Below are 26,111 nucleotides of genomic sequence, written 5' to 3'. Positions count from 1 at the left end.
ATTTGCAGGAGCAGTCATCATAGGAATATAGGAGGATTTATACATGAACAAACACTGGTCCAGATTTGCACTGATTCCCTTGCTCGCGGTGTCTCTTACCGCACTCGCAGGTTGTGGAGGAAGCGATAAAGCAGCGAAGGAAGGCACGTCCAGCGGCACAGACCCGATTACGTTTAGCTTCTTCGGAGCAGATACAAGCCCGCAATGGAATGGAATGAAGGATGAAATAGGCAAGGAAATCACCAAGAAAACAGGTGTAACCTTGAATGCGGAATTTGATGTCAGCGGCGGAGGTGGAGATGACCGAATTGCTTTGATGGCAGCAAGTGGAGAATACCCGGACTTGGTTTCTCCTAAAGCGAATATTAACAAGCTTGTGGATGCGGGGGCCATGATTGATCTGACAGATCTGATCAACGATCACGCACCCAATCTCAAAAAGCTATATGGACCCTATATGGATCGTTTGAAATACAGTAATAAAGATCAATCCATCTATGTCCTTCCTACGTATGCAGGTGTGGGACAGGAGAGTTTTGACGCGACGGGCGGATTTGAAATTCAGCATAAGGTGCTCAAGGAGTTAGGATATCCAAAGGTAAGAACGCTACAGGATTATGAAAACGTACTCAAAACCTATACAGCCAAGCACCCAACGATCAATGGCAAAAAAACGATCCCACTCACGCTGGATGCAGACGACTGGAGAATTATGATTACCGTAACGAATCCTGCCTTCCAGACGACTGGAGCGCCAGATGATGGTGAATATTTTATTGATCCCAAAATATTTGAAGCGAAGCTTCATTACAAACGTCCTGAAGAAAAGGAATATTTCCGTTGGTTGAACCACATGTACAATGAAGGGCTGCTCGATAAAGATTCGTTTGTGCAAAAAAGTGATCAATACAAATCCAAAATTGCCAGCGGCCGTGTCCTCGGTCTAATTGATCAGGAGTGGGGGTATCAGGATGCCGAAAATGCGTTAAAAGCTTCAGGCAAGGCCGATTCCAGCTACGCGCATTTTCCAGTTACACTCTCGGAGAAATACAAGGATAGCTCCTTTCAGGATACGGGCTTCGCGTCCGGTTATGGTGTAGGTATTACGGAAAATTGCAAGGACCCGGTGCGGGCTATTAAATTCCTTGATTATTTAGCTTCCGATGAAGGACAGGTGCTAGTGAACTGGGGGATCGAGGGCAAGCATTATGAGATCAAAGACGGCAAACGCGTCATTCCGGCTGATGTACTGGAGCAAAAAACGAACAATACAACCAACTTCAACAAATCCACGGGTATAGATTTGTACACGCTCATCAGTGGACACTATGGTGACGGCGTGAAGGACCCTACAGGCAACTACTATACTGCCAAATTCCCGGAACAAATTATCGCGGCTTATTCGAAGCCAGAGAAAGAATCGCTTAAAGCGTATGGCGTAAAAACGTGGAAAGATCTGTTCCCGGACAAGAAAGAATTTGATGTAAAGCCTTGGGGGGCAGCCTATAATCTAACAACAGACAATGAATCCAACTATAACGTTACATTCAAAAAAACGACAGACATTATCCGCAAACGTATACCCGAAGCTATTTTAGCACCAGCTTCCAATTTTGATACGGTATACGACAACATGATTAAAGAACTGGATGCCGCCGGAGCTGTCCAAATGGAACAGCAATACACGCAACTGGTAAAGGACAGAGTGGAGTTATGGAGCGGTAAGGCTTCTAAGTAGCTGACTGCTTTTAACGAAATTTTGAATGCCGGAATGACAGAGCGCTTGTCCTTATGGTCCATACGGGATTAGCGCTCTGTTTCATCTTGATGGGGGAGGGTTTGATGTGACGAAAGGCAAAAGACCACAGTCCCTGCGTTTATGGTATCGCCAGCCTGCTGAGGTATGGGAGGAAGCATTGCCAGTCGGCAATGGAAGACTGGGAGCTATGGTATTTGGCGGAATCAGAGAGGAGCATTTGCAATTAAACGAGGATACGCTCTGGTCCGGGTTTCCCAGAGACGGCGTTCAGTATGATGCTTTGCGATATTTGCAGCCTGTCAGAAAGCTGATTGCAGATGGAAAATACAAGGAAGCGGAACAACTGATTAATGCGAATATGCTAGGTCGCGATACGGAAGCCTATCAGCCTTTGGGAGATTTGTGGATTACGCAGGAGGGCCTAGGGGAAATTGTGCAATATGAACGGGAACTGGATTTGCTGACTGGAACGGCAGCGGTCACTTTTCAGAGTGATGGAGTTTGCTATACCCGTGAAGTTATCGCCAGTGCGCCAGATGGAATCATGATGGTGTCACTGACTGCGAATAAGCTTGGGAAGATCCATGCATCTGTGCGCATCACTTCCCTCCATCCTTGTGAAGACGAGATTGGAGAGGATATACATTTTGTTGATTCATCCAAATGGGATAGCGATAAAGAGGACGATCCATCCGATGAGCCGATCAGGGACTTTATTACGTTGACTGGGCGAGCGCCCAGTCATGTGGAATCTAATTATCACGGCGATCATCCACAGTCTGTCGTTTATGAAAATGATTTGGGGATGGCTTTTGCAGTTCAGGCGAGGGTTATTCCCGAGGGAGGAACCTTGACGAAGGGTGCTGATGGAGCACTGATCATCTCGGGCGCGGATAAAATCACGGTGTATTTGGCAGCAGCTACCGGATTTCGGGGATTTCACGCTATGCCGAATAGTGATGCAACGGAGTCAGCAGAAGCATGTCAAGTCATTTTAGACGGAGCAATTTCGCTGGGAAATGAGCAGGTGCGGCAACGCCATGAACAGGATCACCGAAAGCTGTTTGACCGCGTTGTATTAGAACTGAGAGGTGATACTCTAACCGACGACTCCGTTCTACCGACAGATCTGCGATTAGAACGTTATCAGAAAGGTCAGGACGACCTGGGGCTGGAGGTGCTGTTATTTCAGTATGGCCGCTATTTGCTCATGGGCAGCTCGCGTCCGGGGAGTCAGCCTACCAATCTTCAGGGCATCTGGAATGACCGGGTGCAGCCGCCGTGGAACAGTAATTATACAACCAATATCAATGCTCAGATGAACTATTGGCCCGCAGAGGTATGCAATCTTGCCGAGTGCCATGAACCATTGCTGCACATGATTGGAGAAGTGGCTCGTACGGGACGGAGGGTAGCCTCCATCCATTATGGTGCTCAAGGGTGGGCAGCTCATCACAATGTAGATGTGTGGAGATACGCCGGGCCTTCAGGAGGCCATGCCAGTTGGGCGTTTTGGCCGCTTGGGGGTGTATGGCTCACTGCTCACCTATGGGAGCGCTATCTGTTTACCCTGGATACAGCCTATCTGGCAGAACAAGCTTATCCCCTCATGAAGGGGGCGGCAGCCTTTTGCATGGACTGGCTCGTGGAAGGCCCGGAGGGGCGGCTTGTGACATGTCCATCTACATCACCTGAAAATAAATTTAAAACGCCGGACGGCGAGGATTGCAGTATCTCTATGGGCTCCACCATGGATATGACGCTGATTCGGGAGCTGTTGGATAACTGCATTCAAGCTGCAGACCTGCTGGAATTAGACGATGAATTCCGCAACCGCTGCGAGGAGACACGGGCACGGTTAATGCCCTATCAAATCGGACGTCACGGCCAGTTACAGGAATGGTTTATCGATTTTGAGGAAGCGGAGCCTGGGCATCGACATGTTTCGCATCTATATGGGTTATATCCCGGTCGACAAATTCACATCCGTGATACCCCGGAGCTGGCTGAGGCAGCCCGCATATCGCTGCGTCGACGGCTTGATCACGGTGGTGGTCATACCGGATGGAGCTGTGCCTGGTTGATTAACCTGTACGCTCGGCTGGAAGATGGCGACGCCGCACATCGGTATGTTCGCACGTTGCTGTCGCGATCGACCTATCCTAATTTATTCGATGCTCACCCGCCTTTTCAGATCGACGGTAATTTTGGTGCGACGGCGGGGATTGCAGAAATGCTGCTACAAAGCCGTCCGGGAGAGCTGACGTTACTGCCTGCCTTGCCAACGGCATGGTCGGAGGGACGGGTCAGTGGATTGAAGGGACATGGCGGGATGACGGTCGGCATGGAATGGTCCGGTTCCCGGCTTGTCCGTGCCGAACTGGTCACATCCATCTCAGCAGGAAGCTGCACGATTCGGAGCGCACATCCGTTTAGCGCAGATGCTCGTCAGGCTCTGCCTGATCCTGAGCATGGAGGATTTATTTTGTCATGGATTTTTACCAAAGAGCAGGAAATAACGAACCAACATACGATTATAATTGAAGGAGAGGAAGAGACAATATGACCATTTTTCAATTTCCGCAGGACTTTATGTGGGGGACCGCGACGGCAGCCTATCAAATCGAGGGAGCTTATGAGGAGGATGGGAGAGGTTTGTCGATCTGGGATACCTTTGCCCATACACCTGGCAAAGTATTCAACGGTGATAACGGCAATGTAGCTTGTGACAGCTATCATCGCTACGAGGAAGATATCCGTCTAATGAAGGAACTGGGCATTCGTACATACCGTTTTTCAGTGTCCTGGCCGCGTATATTTCCCAATGGTGACGGTGAAGTCAATCAAGAAGGATTGGACTATTATCATCGCGTAGTCGATTTGTTGAACGAAAATGGGATTGAACCGTTTTGTACACTGTACCATTGGGATCTGCCTCAAGCGCTTCAGGATGCTGGAGGATGGGAGAATCGTCGCACGATTCAAGCGTTTGTCCATTTTGCAGAAACGATGTTCCGCGAGTTTCACGGTAAAATACACCATTGGCTAACATTCAATGAACCATGGTGCATCGCCTTTTTATCTAATATGCTGGGTGTTCATGCCCCGGGTCTGACAAATCTTCAGACAGCCATTAATGTAGGACATCATTTGCTAGTTGCGCATGGTCTTTCTGTGCGCCGTTTCCGCGAGCTGGGCACCAGTGGCCAGATCGGTATCGCTCCCAATGTCTCCTGGGCTGTTCCTTACAGCACATCTGAGGAAGATAAAGCCGCTTGTGCGCGCACTATTTCCCTGCACAGTGACTGGTTTCTTCAACCTATTTATCAAGGCTCGTATCCTCAGTTTTTGGTAGACTGGTTTGCGGAGCAGGGAGCCACCGTGCCTATTCAGGATGGAGATATGGATATTATCGGCGAGCCTATTGATATGATCGGTATCAATTACTATGCTATGTCAGTTAATCGTTTTAATCCTGAAGCCGGGTTTCTTCAATCTGAAGAAATCAATATGGGGCTACCTGTAACGGATATCGGTTGGCCAGTGGAGTCGCGTGGGCTGTACGAGGTACTGCATTATTTGCAAAAATACGGTAACCTCGATATTTATATCACAGAGAATGGGGCTTGCATCAACGATGATGTCGTGAATGGCAAGGTTCAGGATGACCGTCGTATTTCGTATATGCAGCAGCATTTGGTGCAGGTACACCGGGCTATTCATGACGGCCTTCATGTCAAAGGATATATGGCATGGTCACTTATGGACAATTTTGAGTGGGCAGAGGGATATAATATGAGATTTGGCATGATTCATGTCGATTTCCGCACACAGGTCCGCACCCCGAAGGAAAGTTACTATTGGTATCGAAATGTAGTAAGTAATAACTGGTTGGAGACCAGACGTTAAACGATAAACGAAGAGATGTTTTGAAAATAAGGCAGATTTAGGCCTGTCTCTGCTCCCTTTTGTTTGAACACTGGGTCTTCCGGGGTAATAATAGTCAAGATATGCAGAGGGTTGTTTCAGGTATGTAGAGACCAAGGGAATAAAGAAGCAAGATATGTGCATACTGACAAAAATACCGGACGAGGGCGCTAAAAATTATTTTAGACCGAAGGGAGTGGAGGGTATGGCTGCAAATTTTAGGAAATCAGGATCAACTGACGGGCAAATGAGCCGAACGGTATCTGTTATCGCTTGGATCGCCTGTATTGCAGGTATTATCCTTATTTTGCTTGATATAGGTAATTTAACTGATCGGAATATATATTTAATGACAGGCATTGGTTGCGTTGTTGCCGGGATTTTTATTTTTCTAGTTGGGAAATCATTTGTCATTGCACGCAAGAAGGAAGACCAGGAAAACGGCCGCAGTTAATACAATTTAAAAATGATTTAAAGCAAATATATGCTGAAAACAACAATGTGGGGCTTCGAGCAGTGTAGGATGATAACTGTAAGGAGTCCCGCTTTTTTCTTTAATATAACTTCTTTAAGATACACAAATAACGTTTTTATTATGTCATCTTTGTATTAATAAGAAATTTTGAATTTGCAAGAGAAATTTTATTTTTAGAGATGTTTTTCACAAAAAACGGACAAATAATCGACAATTCTGTTAACAATAAAAAAAGTGGCCACTTTTCTGCTATCTTATATAGGGGCAACATTACAGGAGTTCGTAAAGTTTTGAGTAATTTATTATTTAAGGAGAGGGGAACAACATGAACAAAAAACCAAAAGCGATTATTGCGTTGGTTTTGACCGTGCTCACGGTAGCATTGCTCATTTGGACGTGTTTTTATGCTGGCGGAAAATACGTTGTTTTCGATCCGAAAGGACCCGTTGGGCAAGCACAAAAAGAGCTGATCATTCTTACAACGGCATTGTCTGCGCTAATAATTGTACCGGTCATGATTTTGACTTTCTTCATCATTTGGCGGTATCGTGATACACCGACAAACAAGGTGAAGTATCAACCCCACTGGGATGACAGCAAAAAGCTGGAGACCACATGGTGGGCTATTCCAATTATCGTTATCTGTATTATTGCGGTTATTACTGCAAGATATACCTACTTGCTGGAGCCTTCCAAGCCGTTGGCAAGTACGCAAAAGCCAGTAACCATTCAAGTGACTTCACTGGACTGGAAATGGCTCTTTATGTACCCAGAGGAAGGTATAGCTACAGTTAACCAAGTTCACATTCCTAAAGGTGTTCCAGTCCGTTTTGAACTGACTGCTGACGCCCCGATGAACTCATTCTGGATTCCGCAATTGGGCGGACAAATCTACACCATGTCAGGCATGGCTATGAAACTGCATTTGCAGGCCGATCACGAAGGAACTTACTTTGGTTCGGGTGCAAACTTTAGCGGTGAGCATTTTGGACAAATGCGTTTTGATGTAGAAGTCCAGTCGGATGAAGAGTATAAAAACTGGGTCGCTGACATCAAAAAGCAGTCTAAGCCGCTGACGAAAGACGGCTATTTGGCGCTTGCAAAACCAGGTTTGTCCCAGCCTGATGAGTATTCTTCGATTCCAGATGGCTTGTTCAAAGACATTGTTAACAAGTATGTAGTGGAGGGCGCTTCTAACCCACATGCTGGACATGGTGAAGCTACATCCACAGAAGGTTCTTCTCAGTCCGGCACAGAAGATCATGCGGCAATGGACATGAGTCATATGAATATGAGCGGACACAATTAAATGATTATAGGGAAGGAGGCCCCCAATGCTTGACAAAATAAAAGAGTTTGCATCCACTTTCTTCGTTACTGGAGACCCAATGATCTATGGAGCGGACGTCTCCATCGCATTAGCGACGATCGGGATCGTGTTTGTGCTCACTTATTTCAAAAAATGGGGCTGGCTTTGGAAAAACTGGTTGACTACCGTTGACCATAAAAAAGTCGGTATTATGTATATTCTTGCGGCCATCTTGATGTTATTCCGCGGAGGCGTGGATGCATTATTGATGCGTGTTCAACTGGCTACACCGGATGTTACACTACTGCATCCTGAGCATTACAACCAGATTTTCACAACACATGGCACGATCATGATCCTGTTTATGGCGATGCCGTTGATGTTTGGTTTGTTTAACATTGCCGTACCACTTCAAATTGGTGCGCGCGACGTTGCGTTCCCTTTCCTGAACGCATTGAGCTTCTGGCTTTTCTTTATGGGAGCGATGTTGTTCAACCTGTCCTTCGTTATCGGCGGTTCGCCAGATGCAGGTTGGTTGAGTTATCCACCGCTTTCAGAACTGCAATTTAGTCCAGGCGTCGGTCAGAACTTCTATATCTGGGGTATTCAGATTTCGGGTATAGGTTCATTGGCTACAGGGATCAACTTTATTGTGACCATTATTAAAATGCGTGCACCTGGTATGACTTGGATGAAAATGCCTGTCTTTACGTGGTCCGTATTTTCGTCATGTGTTATTATCATTTTCGCATTCCCGATTCTGACGGTTACTTTGGCATTGCTGTTCCTTGACCGCTTCGGAGGAGGACACTTCTTTACGCTTGATTTCGGCGGTAACCCGATGATGTATATCAACTTGATCTGGATGTGGGGTCACCCTGAGGTATACATTGTAGTTTTGCCTGCCTTCGGTATTTATTCCGAGGTTATCAGCGTATTCTCCAAAAAGAAATTGTTTGGATACAAGTCCATGGTTTACGCCATGTTCATTATTGCGATCTTGTCCTTCTTCACCTGGGCGCATCACTTCTTCACGATGGGATCAGGCGCAGATGTTAATGCATTCTTTGCGATTTCGACGATGGTTATCGCAATACCGACAGGGGTTAAAGTATTTAACTGGCTGTTCACGATGTATCGGGGTAAGATTACATTCAAGACTCCTATGATGTGGTCAATTGCTTTTATTCCGAACTTCTTGATTGCTGGTTTGACGGGCGTCATGTTGTCTGTAGCGCCTGCTGACTTCCAGTTCCATAACAGTTACTTCCTGATCGCTCACTTTCACTCCGCTCTGATTGGTGGTGTAGTGTTCGGTTACTTGGCAGGTCTGTACTATTGGTGGCCTAAAATGTTCGGTTTCACATTGCCTGAAACGCCTGGTAAATGGGCTTTCTGGTTCTGGAACATCGGTTTCTATGTATGTTTTATTCCACAATATTCTCTCGGTCTGATGGGTATGACGCGTCGTCTGAGCACTTACGGCTGGGATACCGGTTGGCAGCCGCTTAACCTCGTTTCGACCGTTGGGGCATTCTTGATGGGGATTGGTTTCTTGTTCCAGGTTCTTCAAATTCTTCTGGGCATCAAGAATTACCGTAAGCTGAAGGATACAACAGGCGACCCTTGGGGTGGCCATACGTTGGAATGGTCGATTCCTTCACCTGCACCGGAGTACAATTTTGCTACCATTCCACAAGTAGAAGAACGTGATGACTGGTGGGCAGAAAAAGATAAACGTGCAAAAGGTATTTTCAGAAAGCAACCGCCAATTGAAGCGATTCATATGCCGAAGAACTCGGCGATTCCATTCATTATGTCGGTATTCTTTTTCATTGCAGGTTTCGGGTTCGTATTCGGATGGTCGTTCTTCTATATTCCAGGACTGATCGGTGTGGCAATTTGTATGATTTGCCGTTCGTTCTTCTCCTATGATGGCGACTACTATATCCCTGCGGATGAAGTAAAACGCACGGAAGCGGCAATAAGGGGGTCTGTATAATGGCACAAGCAGCAGCACACCAAAGCCATGATCATGACCACGGGCATCACGATCCGCAAGAATTGAAGATGCTTGGTTTTTGGATCTTCCTCGTAACGGACGTAATCCTGTTCAGCACCTTGTTCGCAACCTTCGTCGTCCTTCGGAACAACACAGCCGGAGGACCGGGTGGCGCAGAGCTGTTTAACATGACGGGCGTTATTATTGAAACGTTCCTCTTGCTCACGAGCAGCTTCACAAGTGGTCTGGCTGTGTTGGCCATGAACAAAGGAAGCATGAAGGGATTAATTAACTGGTTAATCGTGACGGCGATCCTGGGTCTTGGCTTTATCGGTTTTGAGGTTTACGAGTTTGTTGAGTTGGTACACGAAGGAGCCAATTTTGGAACCAGTGCGTTCTTGTCGGCATTCTTCACTTTAGTCGGAACGCACGGACTTCACGTTTCGTTAGGTCTGGTTTGGATGATTGGACTCATGTTCCAGTTGAAAAAACGCGGGCTTACACCAGAGACGAAGGGGAAAGTTTCGGCATTGAGCTTGTACTGGCACTTTTTGGACGCTGTCTGGATCTTCTTGCTGACAGTCGTCTATTTGATGGGGGTGATGTAGATGGCACAGCATCAAACAGGAGCGGGTTCGCATGGTCATGATGATTCTCACGGTTCAGTGAAATCCTATGTTATCGGGTTTATTCTGTCCATCGTACTGACCATCATTCCTCTCGGTGTGGTTATGAATCATATGTTGAGCCGCACTTCGACCATGGTTGTTATTTTAGCCGCGGCAGTGCTGCAATTTCTGGTTCAGCTTTTCTTCTTCATGCACATTCGTGAGAGCAATGGACCACGCTGGAATGTCATGACTTTGATTTTCGGGGTAGTTATCCTGTTGACCGTTGTTGGTGGTTCTGTATGGATTATGGAATACAACATGGTAGCACACTAATAAGTACAAACGAATTAGGAAAGAAGAAGCGGACTTAGAGCCGCTTCTTCTTTTTTTGTGTAGCTTATTAAAATAAAAACTGTGGCTTCTTGAACTCAAGTTTACATATGTGTAAAATGGAATTGTATAACAGTAGAGTGAAAACGATAATACTAGTGGAGAGCGGAGGAAAAAGTAATGAACACAGAATTACTGTTTAAACCTTTTAAGTTAGGTAATTTATCTCTTCCCAATCGGATTGTTATGGCGCCCATGACACGGAATTTTTCTCCTCAAGGTATTCCAGGGCCTGACGTGGCCGCGTATTATCGTCGCCGTGCCGAAAATGCAGTAGGATTGATTATTACAGAGGGAACTGCTATTAATCATCCCGCAGCTGTGGAGCACACAAGCATTCCTAATTTTTATGGTGAGGGATTAAAGGGGTGGGCCAAGGTAGTTGAGGAGGTTCATGCGGTAGGTGGCAAGATTATACCGCAGCTCTGGCATGTGGGTACGGCCCGTAAAATAGGTGCAGATAATCAACCGAATCCCGAGGCATTGCCTGTCGGTCCATCCGGTATCTCTCCCGCCGGCGAAAAGGTGGTTGAGCCATTGACGGAGGCTGAGATTGCAGATATTATCTCCGCTTATGCACAGGCCGCTGCCGATGCCCAGCGAGTGGGTTTTGACGGTATTGAGCTTCATGGAGCACATGGCTATTTAATTGATCAATTTTTTTGGGACAAAACCAATAAGCGCACCGACCAATACGGAGGCAACTTGGTCCAGCGTACTCGGTTTGCGGTGGAGGTCATTGAGGCTTGTCGTCGTGCAGTAGGGCCGAATTTCCCAATTGTATTGCGATTCTCCCAGTGGAAGATGTACCATTATGAAGAAAAGCTGGCCCAAACACCACAGGAACTTGAACAGTTTCTCACTCCATTAGTGAAGGCCGGGGTGGATGTATTCCATTGCTCAAGCCGCCGTTTTTGGGAACCGGAATTTGAAGGGTCTGATCTAAATTTGGCAGCTTGGACCAAAAAGATAACAGGCAAGCCAGTGATTACTGTGGGCTCGATTGGTTTGGAGAAGGCCTTTTTGAGTGATTTGGAAAATAATAATCGTCAAACCGATCAATCCAGTAATGTAGAGGCAAGATTAGAACAACTCGTGGGGCAAGTAGAACGAGAGGAAGCTGATCTGGTTGCGGTTGGGCGTGCTTTGCTGGTTGATCCAGCGTTTGCGGTGAAGTTACGTGATCAACAAATAGATGAAATTATTCCTTACAGTGATGAAGTATTAAAAACGTTGAATTAAGCTTTATTAAGCTCTAAGTAGTGTAAAGCTATAGTGTTAGGTAAGCATTGAGACTTGGAAGTTTTCTGTTACAGGGCAAGCTGTAATATAAGCTATTCGTAAACTCTACGAATTTGCTATAATAGGAGCATCAAGTCGAAATACACGGGGTGAAAAGGATGAATTCTGAAACGGAAGCTTTGGATTGCGAGCCGGCTTGTCACGGTTCAGATCAGGAAATTGAGCGCATAAAATCTTCCCTTGTTGAGGATTCCATCGCATACAAAATGTCGGAGCTGTTCAAAGCACTGGGTGACCCGACACGAATCAAGCTGATTTATGCCCTGGCACAAAAAGAACTGTGTGTTCATGATCTGACCCAGGTGTTGAACATGGGACAATCTGCGGTATCCCACCAGCTTCGTTATTTGCGCAACCTGCGTATTGTCAAACGACGCAAAGAAGGCAAGACGGTGTTTTATTCACTGGATGATAATCATGTGGAGCAGATCTTTTTGCAAACCCATCAGCACATATCACATCAATAGTTTTTGGGATAAAACAACAGAGGGCGCCAAGCGATTGGCGCTCTTTTGGCGTTTGTCCGTTGAATTCGATTTTTTTGTTAAAAAGGGCTAGAGTCATTGACTTTTGACCCTGATCCTGAATATAATGGCCTTAACAAATAATATATGAACAGTTGCTCATATATAGTTAATTGGAGGCCAATGACTATGGATGCTCTAAAAAGAACGGAACGGCATGAATGGATTTTGGAAGGTTTGGATTGCGCCAACTGTGCTCTCAAGATTGAAAATGGAGTCAGTAAAATAGAAGGGGTCATGGATTGCTCGGTCAATTTTGTTACGAAAACGTTGACGATGACCACAAGTTCGGATCAAAAGGAAGAGGTTTTTCGCCAGACTGAACGGAAAGTTCACAGACTCGAGCCGCATGTTCGAATGGTTGTAAAAAATGCTCGTGGACGCCTGCGTGAAGACAGCCGAAGCAATGCTGGTGCAGTACAGCCAGACTGCACAGATGGTTGTGCATGCGGTCATGAGCATCATAGTGAAGGTGAAGGGCATACACAGGAGATCGGGCAACATGCTTCTCACAGCCACGCTGGTCATCATCATGGAGCACATGGCAAGCAAGCCCATACGCACGATGGACACGACCACGGGGATCATGCACACGAGCATCACAACCACCATGCAGAGCACGAACATGGTGAAGCCACCCACGCTCATTCACATTCGCATGGAGATGATAGCCACGCTGGGCATACGCATGATCACGGTACGGACGGTATGCGCCGCATGATTGCGCGTTTGGCTATTGGTGCGGTCGTTGCGGCTATTGCCTGGTGGTTACCTGTCGAAGGTGTAGGCAAGTTGGCCCTATTTTTACTGGCATATATCATCGTTGGCGGTGATGTTGTCTTGCAGGCTGCACGCAGTTTGGTACGTGGAATGGCCTTTGACGAATACTTCCTGATGACGCTGGCTACTGTTGGTGCATTTGCGATTGGGGAATACCCGGAAGGCGTAGCTGTCATGTTCTTTTATCAAATCGGAGAACTGTTTCAAGGCATTGCAGTTAACCGTTCACGTAAATCCATCAGTGATCTGATGGATATTAGACCGGACTATGCCAACCTGAAGACGGCTGAGTCCGTACGGAGAGTGTCCCCAGAAGACGTTCGCATTGGGGATTTGATTGTGATTAAGCCGGGCGAGAAGATCCCGCTGGATGGTAAAGTTATAGATGGTAAATCGCATGTGGATACCTCTGCGTTGACTGGTGAATCCGTGCCTCGTACCGTAGAGCAGGGAAGCAACGTGTTGAGTGGATTTATCAATACGAACGGACTTCTAACGGTAGAGGTTAGCAAAGAATTTAGTGAATCGGCGGTCTCGAAAATTTTGGAATTAGTGCAAAATGCGAGTGCCAAAAAAGCGCCGACTGAAAAGTTTATCACGAAATTTTCCAGATACTATACTCCAGTAGTGGTTATTGTAGCGCTGTTGTTGGCGGTTGTTCCACCGCTTGTTGTGCCGGGTGCACATTTTGCAGATTGGGTATACCGTGCGCTTGTTTTCCTCGTTATTTCTTGTCCTTGTGCGCTGGTAGTATCCATTCCACTGGGCTTCTTTGGGGGAATTGGGGCAGCCTCCCGTTCAGGTGTCCTGATCAAGGGCGGGAACTATCTTGAAGCTCTGAATCATGTGAAATACGCTGTTTTTGATAAAACAGGCACACTCACCAAAGGTGTTTTCCGTGTAACAGGGATTTATCCTGCCGGAGATTTTACAAACGAAACCCTGCTCGAAACCGCCGCTTTGGCGGAGCTGCATTCCACACATCCTATTGCTGCTTCTCTGCGTGAATCCTACGGTAAAGAACTCAGAGCAGAACGGGTTCAGCAATATAGTGAAATATCCGGTCACGGGATTCAGGCACAAATTGATGGTCGTCTGGTATCAGCCGGAAACGCCAAGCTGATGGAGCGGGAGCATGTGGCTTTTAACGTGGCGCAGCAAGCAGGGACGCTGGATGAAGGAACGGTCGTACATGTGGCTGTAGACGGAACGTATGCCGGGTGCATTCTGATTTCAGATGAGGTTAAGGAAGACGCAGCCCAAACGGTTGCTTCACTGAAAAAGTTGGGTGTGGTGAAAACCATCATGCTGACGGGTGACAATCGGACTGTTGCCGAGGCCGTAGGACGACAGTTGGGTTTGGATGAAGTACGGGCAGAGCTGTTACCTCAGCACAAAGCCGAAGCCATCGAGCAGTTGTCTGCAAGTAAAAAAACGAGCGACAAAATTTTGTTCGTAGGCGATGGGATTAATGATACACCCGTACTGGCGCTGGCAGATGTCGGTGTAGCGATGGGCGGTTTGGGATCGGATGCTGCGATTGAGGCGGCAGATATCGTAATCATGAACGACGAGCCTTCAAGGCTGGTTACGGCGATCCATATCGCCAAGCGCACACGTCGTATCGTATGGCAAAACATTATATTTGCGCTAGGTGTCAAAGCTGTGTTTCTTACGCTGGGAGCATTCGGTATTGCTACGATGTGGGAGGCTGTATTTTCCGATGTAGGTGTAACATTGCTAGCTGTATTGAATGTGATGCGTGTATTGAAGGTTCGTTCTTACGAGTAAAAAAATAAATACCCCCGGGTTAACATCGGATGTAGGCATCCTGTGAAGACCGGGGGTGTTTATTTTATAGGTTCCTTTTTCGAGTGGTCTTGTACCAGCAGGATAGAGATTTATTTTGGAATGTAGGATAGTTGTGCCGAAATGTATAAATGTGTGGCGTGCCTAATACGTTAAGGTAGGGGCTTTACAAGTAAGGCCCATGTAAGATTCGGTTGCTCCATTATGGGTAAGCGTTTTCTTTGTTTGGAGGGGTACTCGAATTCGTGTGTGCCAACTTGCTGACGGAAGAAAGGATGGATTAATAGCATGGAGGCTAAACTGATGCATGTATTCGCAGAGCTGTTGGGTGGCAAAAATAGCCGGGATCTCAAAGTTCCAGAGCCGGGTATGGAGGCTGCTGCACAGAGGTTGGCTATGGAGACGCTAAAGGCAGGCAGCCATGAAGCATCTGCTACACAGGAGGAAGATCCGTTGGGCTGGCTGGTTGGTTTAGCTGAGCAGGGCGTAATCAGTCGAGCAGAGGCTTTGATGGCTGCGAATCCGGAATTACTTGGGGAAACGATGCTGAATAACGATAACGATATTGGGCAAGCAATGGGCACACTCCTAAAATGGAGCGATGAATACAGGCGCACCTCCATACGGATTTATGCCGATGCTCCTGCAAGTTTGAGTCGTATAAGCACAGAGACAGCATCGGAAATAGGCAGTTATGACGGTTATAGTCTTCTGCATGGTCCCTTGTCACTGGCATCTGGCCGTGTAGGGAAACTATGCTATGCCTATCTGGACGTAGCAGAGTCTGGACAGACGATTCATGCCCCTGACGGGGAGCCTGATCCCATCCTTATTCCCGGTTCACGTGCATCTGACACGTACAAAACCTTTAACCAGGCATCTGGCCTGCCTGGATTGTGTGAGCATTTGTCCCGTCGAATTATCAGTTTGCTGGAAACACAATATGAAAGCTTATTCGAGTCTTTGAACGGATCACCACTCACTATAGCCCTAATTGAGCAGAACAATGCAGTGGGTATTGGAAGCTTGCAAGATATGCAGCTGGAGGCATTACTGCGTGCGGCGTTGCGGAGCGTGCGGCAGGGGGGAGAACCCAAGCTGGAGATTATAGTGCGCAATCCGGCTGACGTGGACGAATTCCGGGCAACGCGAGACTGGATTGACGGCGTTGCAGAGCAGACTTTATGCGGGCGTCTTCGGTGCATTCCATATCGGGTAGGCGTGCTTTTGACAGTTGCCCCGTCTTTGGTGCCTAACGTAAGCCAAACAGGGAACAGGCAAGCCGCACGGTCGGGGGAGTCAGCCAATTCCAATAACATGTTCAAAGTGAGCGCACGGCAGATCAAGCAGGTGGCTCAAGCTGCAGATCTGGCACGTTTTGCCGATACGGTCATTTTAGAAGTCATACCAACTCTATCCGATGACATTAGGGCTGAGGAGCAGTTGATTCCATCCGGTGTCGATGGTCATGAGAATAATAGTGATACGATAAAATGCATAATGGAAGCTGTTCGACGTGTAAAGCCTGAGCTTCCTTTATGGGTAGCAATAGATGAAATTAACCATTCTCTGGTTAGGATTTCGATCTGGGAGAATGAGCTGACGGGGGTCATTTGCCCGGACACAGCGGTTCCCACTGCACGCCTTGCGGCTGCGCGTTTGGGACTGCAACAGCCCGCAGATCGTCAGCACACTTCAGGAACTGCACACAATCATGCGTGGAAGTTTCCTTTAGCCTGAAGATAACCGGAATTCTTGGAATAGGATTCTTTAAATATGGAGGATACCTGCGGTGTTTGCGCGGGTATCTTTTTTTATTTAGGCCATTGCTGGTTTACAAGTGGAAAAGAAAAGGTATATAATAAAACAAAAGTTTCTCTAATCCAAAATAATTGTATAGATGCAAAAATGATTATCATTCTCATTGTCAAACATGCTGCTTCGGGCTTCCCGAAGCAGCATGTGCTATTTTAGGGCACTTAACAATGGATATCATTCTCAATGAAATGCTAGTACAAGGAACAAAATATGGAAAGGAACGTGACGTGATGCAAGCTACTCAACGATTACAAGATACATTGTCTCCCTCTAACCGAACCCTTTCAAAAAAAAGTGGCAGCGGACGACCCGGTCCGAATCGCAAGCCGCAATTTCAGCTTAAAAGCATGCTGAAAAATAAGGAGATGCAAGCTGCTCTAGGTAGTGGATTGCTGATGCTGATGGCATGGGGAGCCTCCCATTGGTGGCAATGGCTATCGGTCATTCTGTATGTAGTGTCCTATGCCCTTGGGGGCTGGTCCAAAGCCAGAGAAGGGGTCGAAACACTGATCCGAGAACATGATCTGGATGTTAATCTGCTCATGATCGCTGCCTCTCTAGGAGCTGCGGCCATTGGCTATTGGAATGAAGGAGCCATGCTGATCTTTATTTTTGCACTCAGCGGTGCGCTGGAGAGCTATACCACCGAGCGTAGTAGTAAGGATATTTCTGAGCTCATGGCGTTGAAGCCGGAAACGGCTTTGCGCTTGTCTCGCGAGGGGACGGAAACAGTCGGCATTGAGCAACTGTTGCCAGGCGACCTGCTGCTGGTGAAGCCGGGCGAACTGATTCCGGCGGACGGCCGAATCTCCAAGGGCGTTTCGGCAGTGAATCAGGCATCTATTACCGGGGAGTCTGTTCCGGTAAATAAGGTGGAAGGTGACGAAGTATATGCGGGCACCATTAATGGAGAAGGCGTGCTATATGTAGAGGTTAGTCAGTCCTCAGAGGACACTTTATTTTCAAAAATCATTCGTATGGTGGAAGAGGCTCAGACCGAAGTTCCTGATTCCCAGCGGTTTATTAAAACGTTCGAATCGGTGTACGCCCGAATTGTTGTTGCTGTCACGCTGATCGTCATTGCCGGTGCACCCATCGCATTAGGCTGGACGTGGGCAGCAGCGTTCTACAAGGCTATGGTTTTCCTCGTCGTGGCCTCACCCTGTGCGCTCGTGTCATCCATTATGCCAGTGATGCTATCGGCCATTTCCAACCGTGCCCGACGGGGCATCCTGTTCAAAGGTGGCGCACATGTGGAGAATATGGCATTGACTTCTGTTGTTGCTTTTGACAAAACAGGCACGTTAACGATGGGGTCACCTGTCGTCACGGATTGGATTACCGCCGCAGAATACGATGCCGATGAGCTACTGCACATTGTCGCTACAATTGAAAGTTATTCTTTGCATCCGCTGGCGCGAGCGATTGTAGCCAAAGCCGAAACTGAATTGGGACAGAGAGAGCTTCTCCCAACTGAGCAAGTGCAGGCACTCACTGGATGGGGGATGGAAGGCATCATAGGCGGGGTGAAATGGAAAATCGGTCGCACAGATGTGCTGGATGGACCTAGTCCTCTGGCAGAGCCAGAGTGGATGGAGAGTCGGGCCCGGCTGGAAGCTGAGGGCAAAACCGTATCCATCATCCTCGCGGATGATCGGATTGCCGGAATGCTGGCACTACGTGATGAGCTGCGTCCGCAGGCTCAAGAGTCCGTGAAACGCCTGCAAGCGCAGGGTATCCGGGTTGTCATGCTAACCGGAGACCGTCCAGAAACGGCCGCTGTGATCGCGGAGCAGGCCGGAGTCGACGCTGTATATGCTGGCTTAATGCCGGAGGACAAAGTCAGCCATATTCGTATGCTGCGGGAGCAGTACGGGCATGTCGTCATGGTCGGCGACGGTGTGAACGACGCTCCTGCGTTGACAGCAGCAACCGTAGGACTAGGCATGGGGATGCATGGCAGCGGAGCAGCGCTAGAGGTCGCTGACGTGGTACTGATGAACGATGGAATCGAGGAGATCGCTCCGACGATAGCACTGGCGCGCAAGGCGCAGCGGGTGGTCAAACAAAATATGGTCTTCGCGGTAAGTGTCATTTTGCTGCTTGTGATCAGCAACTTTGTGCAGGATATAGCCTTGCCATTTGGGGTTATTGGGCATGAAGGCAGCACAATACTGGTCATTTTGAATGGCCTGCGCTTATTGCGGTCATAGGACTAATAATCACAAGATGACAAACAGGAAGGAGCATTCATACCTCTTAAAATCCAAGGGGGTGAATGCTCCTTCTTTTGCAGCCTCGAAACGCTGTACGTCTATCTTCGGCGCGGCGTAGATCGTCGTAAGAACAAGGAAAACAATAGCCCCGCCAGCGCAATCCCTGTAGCAATGATGAAGGCATCATTAATGCCATGGATCGTTGATTCTGTAACGGCACTTCGGTACACCTGTTGTAGCGCCAACGATGAGCCACTTTCTGTTGAAATGCCCGCCGTTTGCGCGAGGGTTTGTCCCAACTGTGCTACCCCTTCGGTTAAAGGAACATTGGCGGTGGTAGCGACATTCGCATAATCCGCTACATGAATTGTCGTTCGGCTGCTCATTACAGTAATGAGCCAAGCGGTACCGATAGACCCGGCAATTTGCCGTACTGTGTTGGACATGGCTGTACCGTGGCTACCGAGATGGGCAGGTAGCTGGTTTAGCCCTTCCGTCTGGACGGACATCATCAGCAATGACATTCCGAAGCTGCGAATCGTATAGATGATCATAATATGTCCGTAGGTGGTGGCATCGGTCAGCAGACTGAATTCCCAGGTTGTGACTGCTGTAATAATCAGTCCAATGATCGCCAATGGCCTTGCGCCTATACGGTCAAATACTGCCCCTGATATCGGTGACATCACACCCATCAGCAGTGCACCCGGCAACAGCAGCAGACCGGATTGCAGCGGCGTAAAGCCGCGTATATTTTGCAAATAGATCGGTAGCAGCAGCATCCCGCCAAACATCGTCATGTTGACGGTAGCCCCGACTAAGGTCGATACGGTAAAAATATCATATTTAAACACACGGAACTCCAGCATCGGCTGTACCATATTCAGCTCGCGCACGATAAACATTACAATAAACACAACCCCGGCAGCGAGTGTAAGTATTACCGTATTGCTGTCCCAGCCCTTGTCTCCAGCTGAACTAAAGCCATACAGTAGGAAGCCAAAGCCCAGTGTGGAAAAGATGGTTCCCAACAGATCAAAGTTCGGTTTCGTTAGCTTGGATACATTTTTGAGCCAGCGTATGGCAAACAGAATATCAATGATTGCCAACGGAATCACCAGCAAAAATAGCAGTCTCCAACTATAGTGCTCCACAATCCAACCGGATAAAGTCGGTCCAACCGCCGGGGCAAACATCATGGCAATCCCCATGGTCCCCATAGCAGCGCCTCGTTTTTCGGGGGGAAACACAGTCAGGAACACGTTCATGACCACAGGCATGATAATGCCCGCTCCGCTGGCCTGAATAACGCGTCCAACCAGCATAGGCGCAAAGCCGGTACTGGTAGCACAGACGACAGACCCGGCCGTAAATAACCCCATCGCGGAGATGAATAGCGCACGTGTTCCGAATGACTCAATCAGAAAAGCAGTGATAGGAATCAGAATCCCGTTGGTTAGCATATATCCGGTGGATAGCCATTGAACGGTTGTTGCAGATACATTAAAATCATTCATCAAATGTGGAATGGCCACGTTGAGCAGCGTTTGATTCAAAATCGAAATGAAGGCGCCTAGCAGCAGCACGGACAGAATACGTCCGACGGACATTTTTTGATCCATGACAGCCTCCTACTTGTGAACTCTGATGGTCGCACTCATTCCCGGGATAATACCCAGCCCTTTGTAACCTTGAATGGAAATATTGACAGGCACGACCTGTGTCACCTTGGTATAGTTGGCAGTGGTGTTAGAAGTGGGCAGTAGTGAAAAAGTTGATGCGGTCGCCAGGCCGATCTTTTCGAGTTTACCGCTCAGGGACGTATCCGGGTAAGCATCAATATATACATCTACCGTCTGTCCTACTTGAAGATCTTGTACAGCCGTTTCGTCAATATTGGCGGTAATCCATAAATTGTTTAGATCAAAAGCCTTCGCTAAGGGTGTGCCTGCCCCAACAGTCGAGTTGTTGACTGCAGATTGCTGTACGATGGTACCATCGGTTGGAATCGTAACGCTAATTCGGCTTCCTCCTCCTTCTACACTACCAAGCGTGCTTCCAGCGGTGTAGGTCTTACCAACTTCAGCATTCCAGCCAGTGAGTTTGCCAGCGCCTGGAGAGGCAACGGTAACTGCTTGTCCGCTCACTTGGGCATTATCGGTTTTTATGTAGTTGGCGGATTGATTGTAGTAATAGGCGGCGGCTCCACCACCTGCCAGAATAATGATAATAACTAGCAGGTTGACTAATATGGCGCGTGAATTCATGTTTACATGCCTCCCTAGTTCTTGGATTTTCAAAGTATGCGTCAAATGATTCATAATATTCAGATGGGTTTCGGGCAAGGTTAAGAGCGCATGCGAAAAAGATGATTTTGCTGACAAAGGATGATGCGCATAATGACGACCAGAATCATGATTGTATATGACAGTGAAAATGGGCATACCGAACGTCTCGCTCGCTCGATCGCAGAAGGAGCACACCTTGAGCATACGGAAGTGTTGTTAAAGCATGTGAATGAGGCCGATGTGAATGAGCTAGTGAGTGTGGATGCCATTATATGGGGTTGCCCGGGCCATTTTGGTACCATCAGCAGCGGTCTGAAAAGCTGGATTGATAAGCTGGGGTATCTGTGGGCGCAGGGCAAGCTGGTGGATAAAATCGGCGCTGTGTTTTGCACAACAGCTACCGTTCATGGTGGATTGGAATCTACGCTTCTGAATTTGATTACTCCGATGCTTCATCAAGGCATGATTATTGTAGGACTGCCCGCTAATATTACGGAAAATGCATTATACGGCTCCTATTACGGCGTAGGGGTAACATGTCCAGTGGAGACAGACCCCAATGGTCCGCCTAATCTTCCAACGGGTGATGATCTTGCACTAGGTCGTTCTTTGGGCAAACGGGTCGCTGAGATAGCGGGACGGTACCGTAGCGCTGAAAGAGAATAGGAGGCTACCGATGACCATTGCTTTTATCGTAGTAGCTGCGGTTGCCTTTATTTTTTTGCTGGTATTTAATACAAAGATGACGCGCAAATCCTCTCCCAAAACTCGCCCCACGGAAGAGGAGTCACGGCAAAGAAGCAAACGTCCTTATCCTGTACAGGTGGAACCCGAGGCACGTGAAAGGATAGATTCTACGCGAGAGATGCCGCATAAGGATATCGACTTCGAAGAACATTATGCGGAGGAACAACACAAGGTGCCTGATATCCAGACGGATAAGAAGGTAGAAAAGGATCGAGAGAATATCAAAGATGCTTACGGAGATCAGGATTATCGTGCGGCTTTACGTGGTTTTGCCAGGAAGGACGAAGAAAAGGATGGACGTTCCCAAATATCCAATGGAGAGAAGGAAACTCACAAAAGTGAGGACGAGCAGTATCGTGAAGCACTGCGCTCCATGAACCAAAAAAAATGAGGTATCTCCATGTGAACATACTAAAAAGGCTGCTTATCTGTCTGGATTACAGGCAGACGGCAGCCTTTTTGTGTTGCTCGGCTATAGCCATTCGGTTAGCCCAATCATCGTAATTAAGCCGAGAATAAAAGAAAATGTGGCGATCCGCTGGTTGCCATCCCCGTGACTCTCGGGAATCAATTCCTTGTAGACAATAAACATCATGGCTCCGGCGGCAAAAGCAAGGCCGTAAGGTACCAGTCCGTTCACCCAGCTGCTCAAATAAAACCCGATCAGACTCGTAATGATTTCCACGGCTCCGGTGAGGGTAGCAATGCCCAAGGCCTTGAAACGGCCGATATTTTGATTCACAAGGAACAACGCTACGATAAAGCCTTCCGGGGCATTTTGCAGGCCGATAGAGAAGGCGATCAGATTGCCGAGATTTTGAGTTTCACTTGCATAGCTGACCCCAACAGAGAGTCCTTCTGGCAAATTGTGCAATGTAATAGCTGCGATAATGAGAAAAGATTTGGACTCCAGTTGAAAGGTCTTGGAGTCTGGGTCCTCCAAATCCGCATGGGGAATGTACATTTCCATCACCAGTAATACGAGACAGCCGAGCAGGATTCCCGCAGTCAGCACGAACCAATTGGAATGCTGGATTGCTTCGGGAATGAGGTTATACACGGATGCAGAGGTCATAATTCCTGCGGCATAAGCCAACAGAACATCGCGAAGCCGATGCGTGATATTGCGCATAAACAGTATAGGCACGGCGCCGAGTCCAGTGGACAGGGCAGAAATAAAGCTACCTAAAAAAACGTCATTCATAATCGGGATAATCCCTCCATACCTGATTTATCTTTATACTTCGCTTCATGAAAACTTCATTTGACTGTTTACAGCTATTTCAGCATAATGAAATTAGGATTTAGAATCAGTCTAAGTCATAAGAAGCTACAAAACAAGTGATTCGTTTTTGCAATATCCGGGTGTCCACATTTTGGGATAAGCTTCTGGTGGAATTACTTTTAGAGTATATGCAGCTGCCCAGCGCCCGGTGCTGAAAACTCGTTATATAATACTTATGATATTTTAGGAGGAACCAAGATATGTACAAGTCCATTATTATAGGTACCGGCCCTGCCGGTTTGACCGCTGCAATTTATCTGGCACGCGCTAACATGAGCCCACTGGTGATCGAAGGACCACAGCCAGGCGGACAATTAACTACAACTACGGAAGTCGAAAATTTCCCAGGTTTTCCTGAAGGAATCATGGGACCCGATTTGATGGATAATATGCGTAAGCAAGCGGAGCGTTTTGGAGCTGAATTCCGCACAGGCTGGGTAAACAAAGTAGACACAACGGCTCGTCCATTTACATTGGATGTAGAGGGTTTGGGTGAACTGGTTACCGATACGCTGATTATTTCCACAGGGGCGACTGCCAAATATCTGGGTATTCCCGGTGAACAGGATAATATCGGACGTGGTGTAAGCACTTGCGCAACATGCGACGGCTTCTTTTTCCGTGGCAAAGAAATTGTTGTCATCGGCGGTGGAGACTCTGCATTGGAAGAAGCCAATTTCCTGACTCGATTTGCCTCCAAAGTGACATTGGTACATCGTCGTGAAGAAATGCGCGCCTCCAAAATTATGCAGGATCGTGCTCGTGCGAACAACAAAATTGAATGGGCGCTTAATCGTACTCCTGTAGAAGTGATTGCGGACGAGAATGGAGTCACTGGCTTGAAAGTACTGAATAATGCAACAGGTGAAGAGGAAATCATTACAGTTAGCGGCGTATTCGTGGCGATTGGTCATCATCCGAATACAGGCTTCCTTGAGGGACAAATTACAACGGATGCGAACGGTTATATCGTCGTAAATCCGGGTACTTCCGAAACAAACGTGCCTGGCGTATTCGCTTGTGGTGACGTACAGGATACTCGCTACAGACAAGCGATTACCGCAGCAGGTAGTGGCTGCATGGCTGCTATGGACAGCGAGAAGTACATTGAAAGCCTGGAGCACAGCGCACTGGCCCTGTAATGATCCTTGGAAATATGAATAAATATGTTGTAACAAAATAAATGATGAGGTGATATTCATGGAAAAAGCAATAGTATACACATCTACAAACTGCCCGCATTGCCGTCAAGTAAAAAGCTATTTGAGTGAAAAAGGCGTAGAGTACGAAGAACGCAACATTGAAACCAATGAAGCTTTTGCACAAGAGGTTTGGGATATGGGCATTCGTGCCGTTCCATTGACTTTGATCGGAGAAGAACGTATTTCCGGTATGAACAAAACCAAGTTTGAAAAAGTATTGAACGCTTAATCCAACCTAAGAGCAGACGACGGTCCTGTGGATCGTTATAGGGTATAGATAAGGCCTCCATCGCAGTTACATACTGCGGAGGGGGCCTTTTTATAAGTCCCTAATCTTTTTTATAGGATTTTGCAAAATTCCGAGAAAAGTGGGCGTACAGGAACCTAAGTGTTCCCGTATGTTTTTTTTCTTATAAAGACACGCGTACTCGCCCCAGAAAAGGAGCTGTCGCTGCATAGGCGGCACCTAGCATCGTCGAACGGCTGCCAAGCGTGGAGAAACGAATCTGTAGTTGCCGACGGTGATAGGGCAGGGCACGTTCGTCAATCACATCACGCATGCTTTGTTCCAACCAAGGTCTGGCTTCCGCCAGTGGACCGCCGATGATAAGCATCCCGGGGTTAAGGCTGTTCACAATGTTGGTAATACCCACACCCAAATATCGCCCAATATCATCAAGTACGCTTAATGTACTAGCTTCACCTTGCTGAGCAAATGGCAGTAATTCCGCTGTATTATGTGCAGGAAGTTTCAATGTGGATGCTGAATACGCCTTCTCCGACGCATATAACTCCCAGCAGCCACGACTACCACAGGAGCAGAGCCGTCCGTTCCAATCAATGGTCATATGACCCGTTTCTCCGGCGTACCCCCAAGCTCCTTGATACGGTTTGCCATCAATGATAATCCCGGCTCCGATCCCGGACCCTGCACTGATGTAAACCAGATCCCGCACCTGCTGTCGGTGATCGCCGTCCATCCCATAGTACAACTCGCCCTGTGCGCCGACGTTAGCTTCGTTATCCACTACGACGGGCAGACCTAGCTCGGCCTCAAGTTGCTGCCGCAGCGGAACCTCTTCCCAGCCCAGATTGGGTGCGAACAAAACGGTTCCGGTTTCATCCACCATACCCGGCACCCCCAGCCCAATGCCGACAATACCGTGAGGGGAGGGAGGAGTGGCCTGCATGAGCTCCTGAACGAGCTTTCGAATCTGTTCCATAACAAAGGCGGGATCATGCTGAGTTAGGGAAAGGGCAAGCTCAGTTTCAATGGTACCTGCCAGATCGGTCAGAGCGCCCTTGATGTACTGTACGCTCACCTCAATACCGAGTACAAAGCCTGCACGGCTGTTGAACAGCAGCATTAAAGGCTTACGCCCGCCGCTGGATTCCCCTAATCCCGTCTCATATACAAGTCCATCGGTGATGAGCTCTGCCACCAGATTGGAAACGGTAGCCTTGTTTAATCCAGTTTGACTGGATAACTGTGCCCGGGATAGCGGAGCATGAAGGCGAATACGCTCCAGCACAATCGATTTATTTAGCTTTTTGACAAGCGCCTGATCGCCAGTGACATTCATGGTTAATTCACTTCCTGTTGGTGTAATTCCTAATATTATATCATAAAAACAAACTTAGTTTAAGCAATAGACAAAGTCTTTTGG

General features: G+C 47.7%; 21 protein-coding genes. 17 read left to right on the top strand and 4 right to left on the bottom strand.

Annotated features, from left to right (window positions below):
* The first annotated feature begins 43 nt into the window (after window positions 1–43).
* The 13 genes from AOU00_RS08695 to AOU00_RS08630 all read left to right on the top strand — a co-directional run bounded on the left by AOU00_RS08695 (window position 44) and on the right by AOU00_RS08630 (window position 18,919).
* Window positions 44–1,738: an ABC transporter substrate-binding protein gene (locus tag AOU00_RS08695; protein WP_069290410.1), complete on the top strand. Its 1,695-nt coding sequence runs from the start codon at window positions 44–46 to the stop codon at window positions 1,736–1,738.
* Window positions 1,739–1,844: 106 nt separating this feature from the next.
* A complete protein-coding gene (locus AOU00_RS08690) occupies window positions 1,845–4,325 on the top strand; it encodes a glycoside hydrolase family 95 protein (RefSeq protein ID WP_069290409.1) in 2,481 nt (826 codons plus the stop codon).
* A complete protein-coding gene (locus AOU00_RS08685) occupies window positions 4,322–5,668 on the top strand; it encodes a GH1 family beta-glucosidase (protein ID WP_069290408.1) in 1,347 nt (448 codons plus the stop codon). The genes AOU00_RS08690 and AOU00_RS08685 overlap by 4 nt, the downstream gene beginning before the upstream one ends.
* Window positions 5,669–5,891: 223 nt before the next feature.
* Entirely contained in the window at window positions 5,892–6,140 is a 249-nt protein-coding gene (locus AOU00_RS08680; RefSeq protein ID WP_061828909.1) for a hypothetical protein, read from the top strand.
* Between the two features lie 346 nt (window positions 6,141–6,486).
* Complete coding sequence (gene cyoA, locus AOU00_RS08675) at window positions 6,487–7,470, top strand: ubiquinol oxidase subunit II (protein ID WP_061828908.1); 984 nt, start codon at window positions 6,487–6,489, stop codon at window positions 7,468–7,470.
* 25 nt (window positions 7,471–7,495) lie between these two features.
* A complete protein-coding gene (locus AOU00_RS08670) occupies window positions 7,496–9,472 on the top strand; it encodes a cbb3-type cytochrome c oxidase subunit I (RefSeq protein WP_013311982.1) in 1,977 nt (658 codons plus the stop codon).
* Window positions 9,472–10,080, top strand: coding sequence for a cytochrome o ubiquinol oxidase subunit III (cyoC, locus tag AOU00_RS08665; RefSeq protein WP_023990327.1), 609 nt, complete (start codon window positions 9,472–9,474; stop codon window positions 10,078–10,080). The genes AOU00_RS08670 and cyoC overlap by 1 nt, the downstream gene beginning before the upstream one ends.
* The gene (cyoD, locus tag AOU00_RS08660) at window positions 10,081–10,416 is read left to right on the top strand and encodes a cytochrome o ubiquinol oxidase subunit IV (protein WP_013311980.1); all 336 of its coding nucleotides are present in this window, start codon (window positions 10,081–10,083) and stop codon (window positions 10,414–10,416) included.
* Window positions 10,417–10,593: 177 nt separating this feature from the next.
* Entirely contained in the window at window positions 10,594–11,715 is a 1,122-nt protein-coding gene (locus AOU00_RS08655) for an NADH:flavin oxidoreductase (protein ID WP_069290407.1), read from the top strand.
* A gap of 158 nt (window positions 11,716–11,873) precedes the next feature.
* A complete protein-coding gene (locus AOU00_RS08650; protein WP_007432172.1) occupies window positions 11,874–12,242 on the top strand; it encodes an ArsR/SmtB family transcription factor in 369 nt (122 codons plus the stop codon).
* 186 nt (window positions 12,243–12,428) lie between these two features.
* On the top strand, window positions 12,429–14,870 hold the full coding sequence (locus tag AOU00_RS08645; RefSeq protein ID WP_069290406.1) for a heavy metal translocating P-type ATPase: 2,442 nt from the start codon (window positions 12,429–12,431) through the stop codon (window positions 14,868–14,870).
* A gap of 306 nt (window positions 14,871–15,176) precedes the next feature.
* Entirely contained in the window at window positions 15,177–16,628 is a 1,452-nt protein-coding gene (locus tag AOU00_RS08640; RefSeq protein ID WP_069290405.1) for a PEP-utilizing protein, read from the top strand.
* Window positions 16,629–16,936: 308 nt separating this feature from the next.
* Complete coding sequence (locus AOU00_RS08630; protein WP_335582238.1) at window positions 16,937–18,919, top strand: heavy metal translocating P-type ATPase; 1,983 nt, start codon at window positions 16,937–16,939, stop codon at window positions 18,917–18,919.
* Between the two features lie 101 nt (window positions 18,920–19,020).
* On the opposite strand, the gene AOU00_RS08625 is transcribed toward AOU00_RS08630, so the two are convergent.
* Window positions 19,021–20,544 carry a DHA2 family efflux MFS transporter permease subunit gene (locus AOU00_RS08625; protein ID WP_069290403.1) on the bottom strand — a complete coding sequence of 508 codons (1,524 nt, stop codon included), beginning with the start codon at window positions 20,542–20,544 and terminating at the stop codon, window positions 19,021–19,023.
* Window positions 20,545–20,553: 9 nt separating this feature from the next.
* Window positions 20,554–21,189 carry an efflux RND transporter periplasmic adaptor subunit gene (locus AOU00_RS08620; RefSeq protein WP_069290402.1) on the bottom strand — a complete coding sequence of 212 codons (636 nt, stop codon included), beginning with the start codon at window positions 21,187–21,189 and terminating at the stop codon, window positions 20,554–20,556.
* A gap of 132 nt (window positions 21,190–21,321) precedes the next feature.
* On the opposite strand from AOU00_RS08620, the gene AOU00_RS08615 reads away from it, so the two are divergent.
* Window positions 21,322–21,876: an NAD(P)H-dependent oxidoreductase gene (locus AOU00_RS08615; RefSeq protein WP_061828901.1), complete on the top strand. Its 555-nt coding sequence runs from the start codon at window positions 21,322–21,324 to the stop codon at window positions 21,874–21,876.
* Window positions 21,877–21,886: 10 nt separating this feature from the next.
* Window positions 21,887–22,348, top strand: a complete 462-nt coding sequence (locus AOU00_RS08610) for a hypothetical protein (RefSeq protein ID WP_069290401.1) — start codon at window positions 21,887–21,889, stop codon at window positions 22,346–22,348.
* 81 nt (window positions 22,349–22,429) lie between these two features.
* Here the strand turns inward: AOU00_RS08610 and AOU00_RS08605 are convergent, their stop codons facing one another.
* Entirely contained in the window at window positions 22,430–23,161 is a 732-nt protein-coding gene (locus tag AOU00_RS08605; protein ID WP_061828899.1) for a ZIP family metal transporter, read from the bottom strand.
* Window positions 23,162–23,442: 281 nt separating this feature from the next.
* Here AOU00_RS08605 and trxB point away from each other — a divergent pair, with 281 nt between their 5' ends.
* Both trxB and AOU00_RS08595 read left to right on the top strand, forming a co-directional pair.
* Complete coding sequence (gene trxB / locus AOU00_RS08600; RefSeq protein ID WP_023990316.1) at window positions 23,443–24,384, top strand: thioredoxin-disulfide reductase; 942 nt, start codon at window positions 23,443–23,445, stop codon at window positions 24,382–24,384.
* Window positions 24,385–24,442: 58 nt separating this feature from the next.
* Complete coding sequence (locus AOU00_RS08595) at window positions 24,443–24,673, top strand: glutaredoxin family protein (protein WP_007432162.1); 231 nt, start codon at window positions 24,443–24,445, stop codon at window positions 24,671–24,673.
* A 181-nt stretch (window positions 24,674–24,854) separates the two neighbouring features.
* On the opposite strand, the gene AOU00_RS08590 is transcribed toward AOU00_RS08595, so the two are convergent.
* Window positions 24,855–26,027: an ROK family transcriptional regulator gene (locus AOU00_RS08590; protein WP_069290400.1), complete on the bottom strand. Its 1,173-nt coding sequence runs from the start codon at window positions 26,025–26,027 to the stop codon at window positions 24,855–24,857.
* Window positions 26,028–26,111 lie beyond the last annotated feature (84 nt).

It is taken from the genome of Paenibacillus polymyxa (assembly GCF_001719045.1).
Lineage (GTDB): Bacteria > Bacillota > Bacilli > Paenibacillales > Paenibacillaceae > Paenibacillus > Paenibacillus polymyxa_B.
Note: the sequence above shows the minus strand (reverse complement) of the source record. Positions and strands in the feature narration are given on the sequence as shown.

Excerpts from the sequence above, each read along its gene's own strand:
- AOU00_RS08695 (WP_069290410.1), top strand. The coding sequence starts at position 44 with ATGAACAAACACTGGTCCAGATTTGCACTGATTCCCTTGCTCGCGGTG.
- AOU00_RS08685 (WP_069290408.1), top strand. The coding sequence starts at position 4,322 with ATGACCATTTTTCAATTTCCGCAGGACTTTATGTGGGGGACCGCGACG.
- AOU00_RS08680 (WP_061828909.1), top strand. The coding sequence starts at position 5,892 with ATGGCTGCAAATTTTAGGAAATCAGGATCAACTGACGGGCAAATGAGC.
- cyoA (WP_061828908.1), top strand. The coding sequence starts at position 6,487 with ATGAACAAAAAACCAAAAGCGATTATTGCGTTGGTTTTGACCGTGCTC.
- AOU00_RS08670 (WP_013311982.1), top strand. The coding sequence starts at position 7,496 with ATGCTTGACAAAATAAAAGAGTTTGCATCCACTTTCTTCGTTACTGGA.
- cyoC (WP_023990327.1), top strand. The coding sequence starts at position 9,472 with ATGGCACAAGCAGCAGCACACCAAAGCCATGATCATGACCACGGGCAT.
- cyoD (WP_013311980.1), top strand. The coding sequence starts at position 10,081 with ATGGCACAGCATCAAACAGGAGCGGGTTCGCATGGTCATGATGATTCT.
- AOU00_RS08655 (WP_069290407.1), top strand. The coding sequence starts at position 10,594 with ATGAACACAGAATTACTGTTTAAACCTTTTAAGTTAGGTAATTTATCT.
- AOU00_RS08650 (WP_007432172.1), top strand. The coding sequence starts at position 11,874 with ATGAATTCTGAAACGGAAGCTTTGGATTGCGAGCCGGCTTGTCACGGT.
- AOU00_RS08645 (WP_069290406.1), top strand. The coding sequence starts at position 12,429 with ATGGATGCTCTAAAAAGAACGGAACGGCATGAATGGATTTTGGAAGGT.
- AOU00_RS08640 (WP_069290405.1), top strand. The coding sequence starts at position 15,177 with ATGGAGGCTAAACTGATGCATGTATTCGCAGAGCTGTTGGGTGGCAAA.
- AOU00_RS08630 (WP_335582238.1), top strand. The coding sequence starts at position 16,937 with ATGCAAGCTACTCAACGATTACAAGATACATTGTCTCCCTCTAACCGA.
- AOU00_RS08625 (WP_069290403.1), bottom strand. The coding sequence starts at position 20,544 with ATGGATCAAAAAATGTCCGTCGGACGTATTCTGTCCGTGCTGCTGCTA.
- AOU00_RS08620 (WP_069290402.1), bottom strand. The coding sequence starts at position 21,189 with ATGAATTCACGCGCCATATTAGTCAACCTGCTAGTTATTATCATTATT.
- AOU00_RS08615 (WP_061828901.1), top strand. The coding sequence starts at position 21,322 with ATGACGACCAGAATCATGATTGTATATGACAGTGAAAATGGGCATACC.
- AOU00_RS08610 (WP_069290401.1), top strand. The coding sequence starts at position 21,887 with ATGACCATTGCTTTTATCGTAGTAGCTGCGGTTGCCTTTATTTTTTTG.
- AOU00_RS08605 (WP_061828899.1), bottom strand. The coding sequence starts at position 23,161 with ATGAATGACGTTTTTTTAGGTAGCTTTATTTCTGCCCTGTCCACTGGA.
- trxB (WP_023990316.1), top strand. The coding sequence starts at position 23,443 with ATGTACAAGTCCATTATTATAGGTACCGGCCCTGCCGGTTTGACCGCT.
- AOU00_RS08595 (WP_007432162.1), top strand. The coding sequence starts at position 24,443 with ATGGAAAAAGCAATAGTATACACATCTACAAACTGCCCGCATTGCCGT.
- AOU00_RS08590 (WP_069290400.1), bottom strand. The coding sequence starts at position 26,027 with ATGAATGTCACTGGCGATCAGGCGCTTGTCAAAAAGCTAAATAAATCG.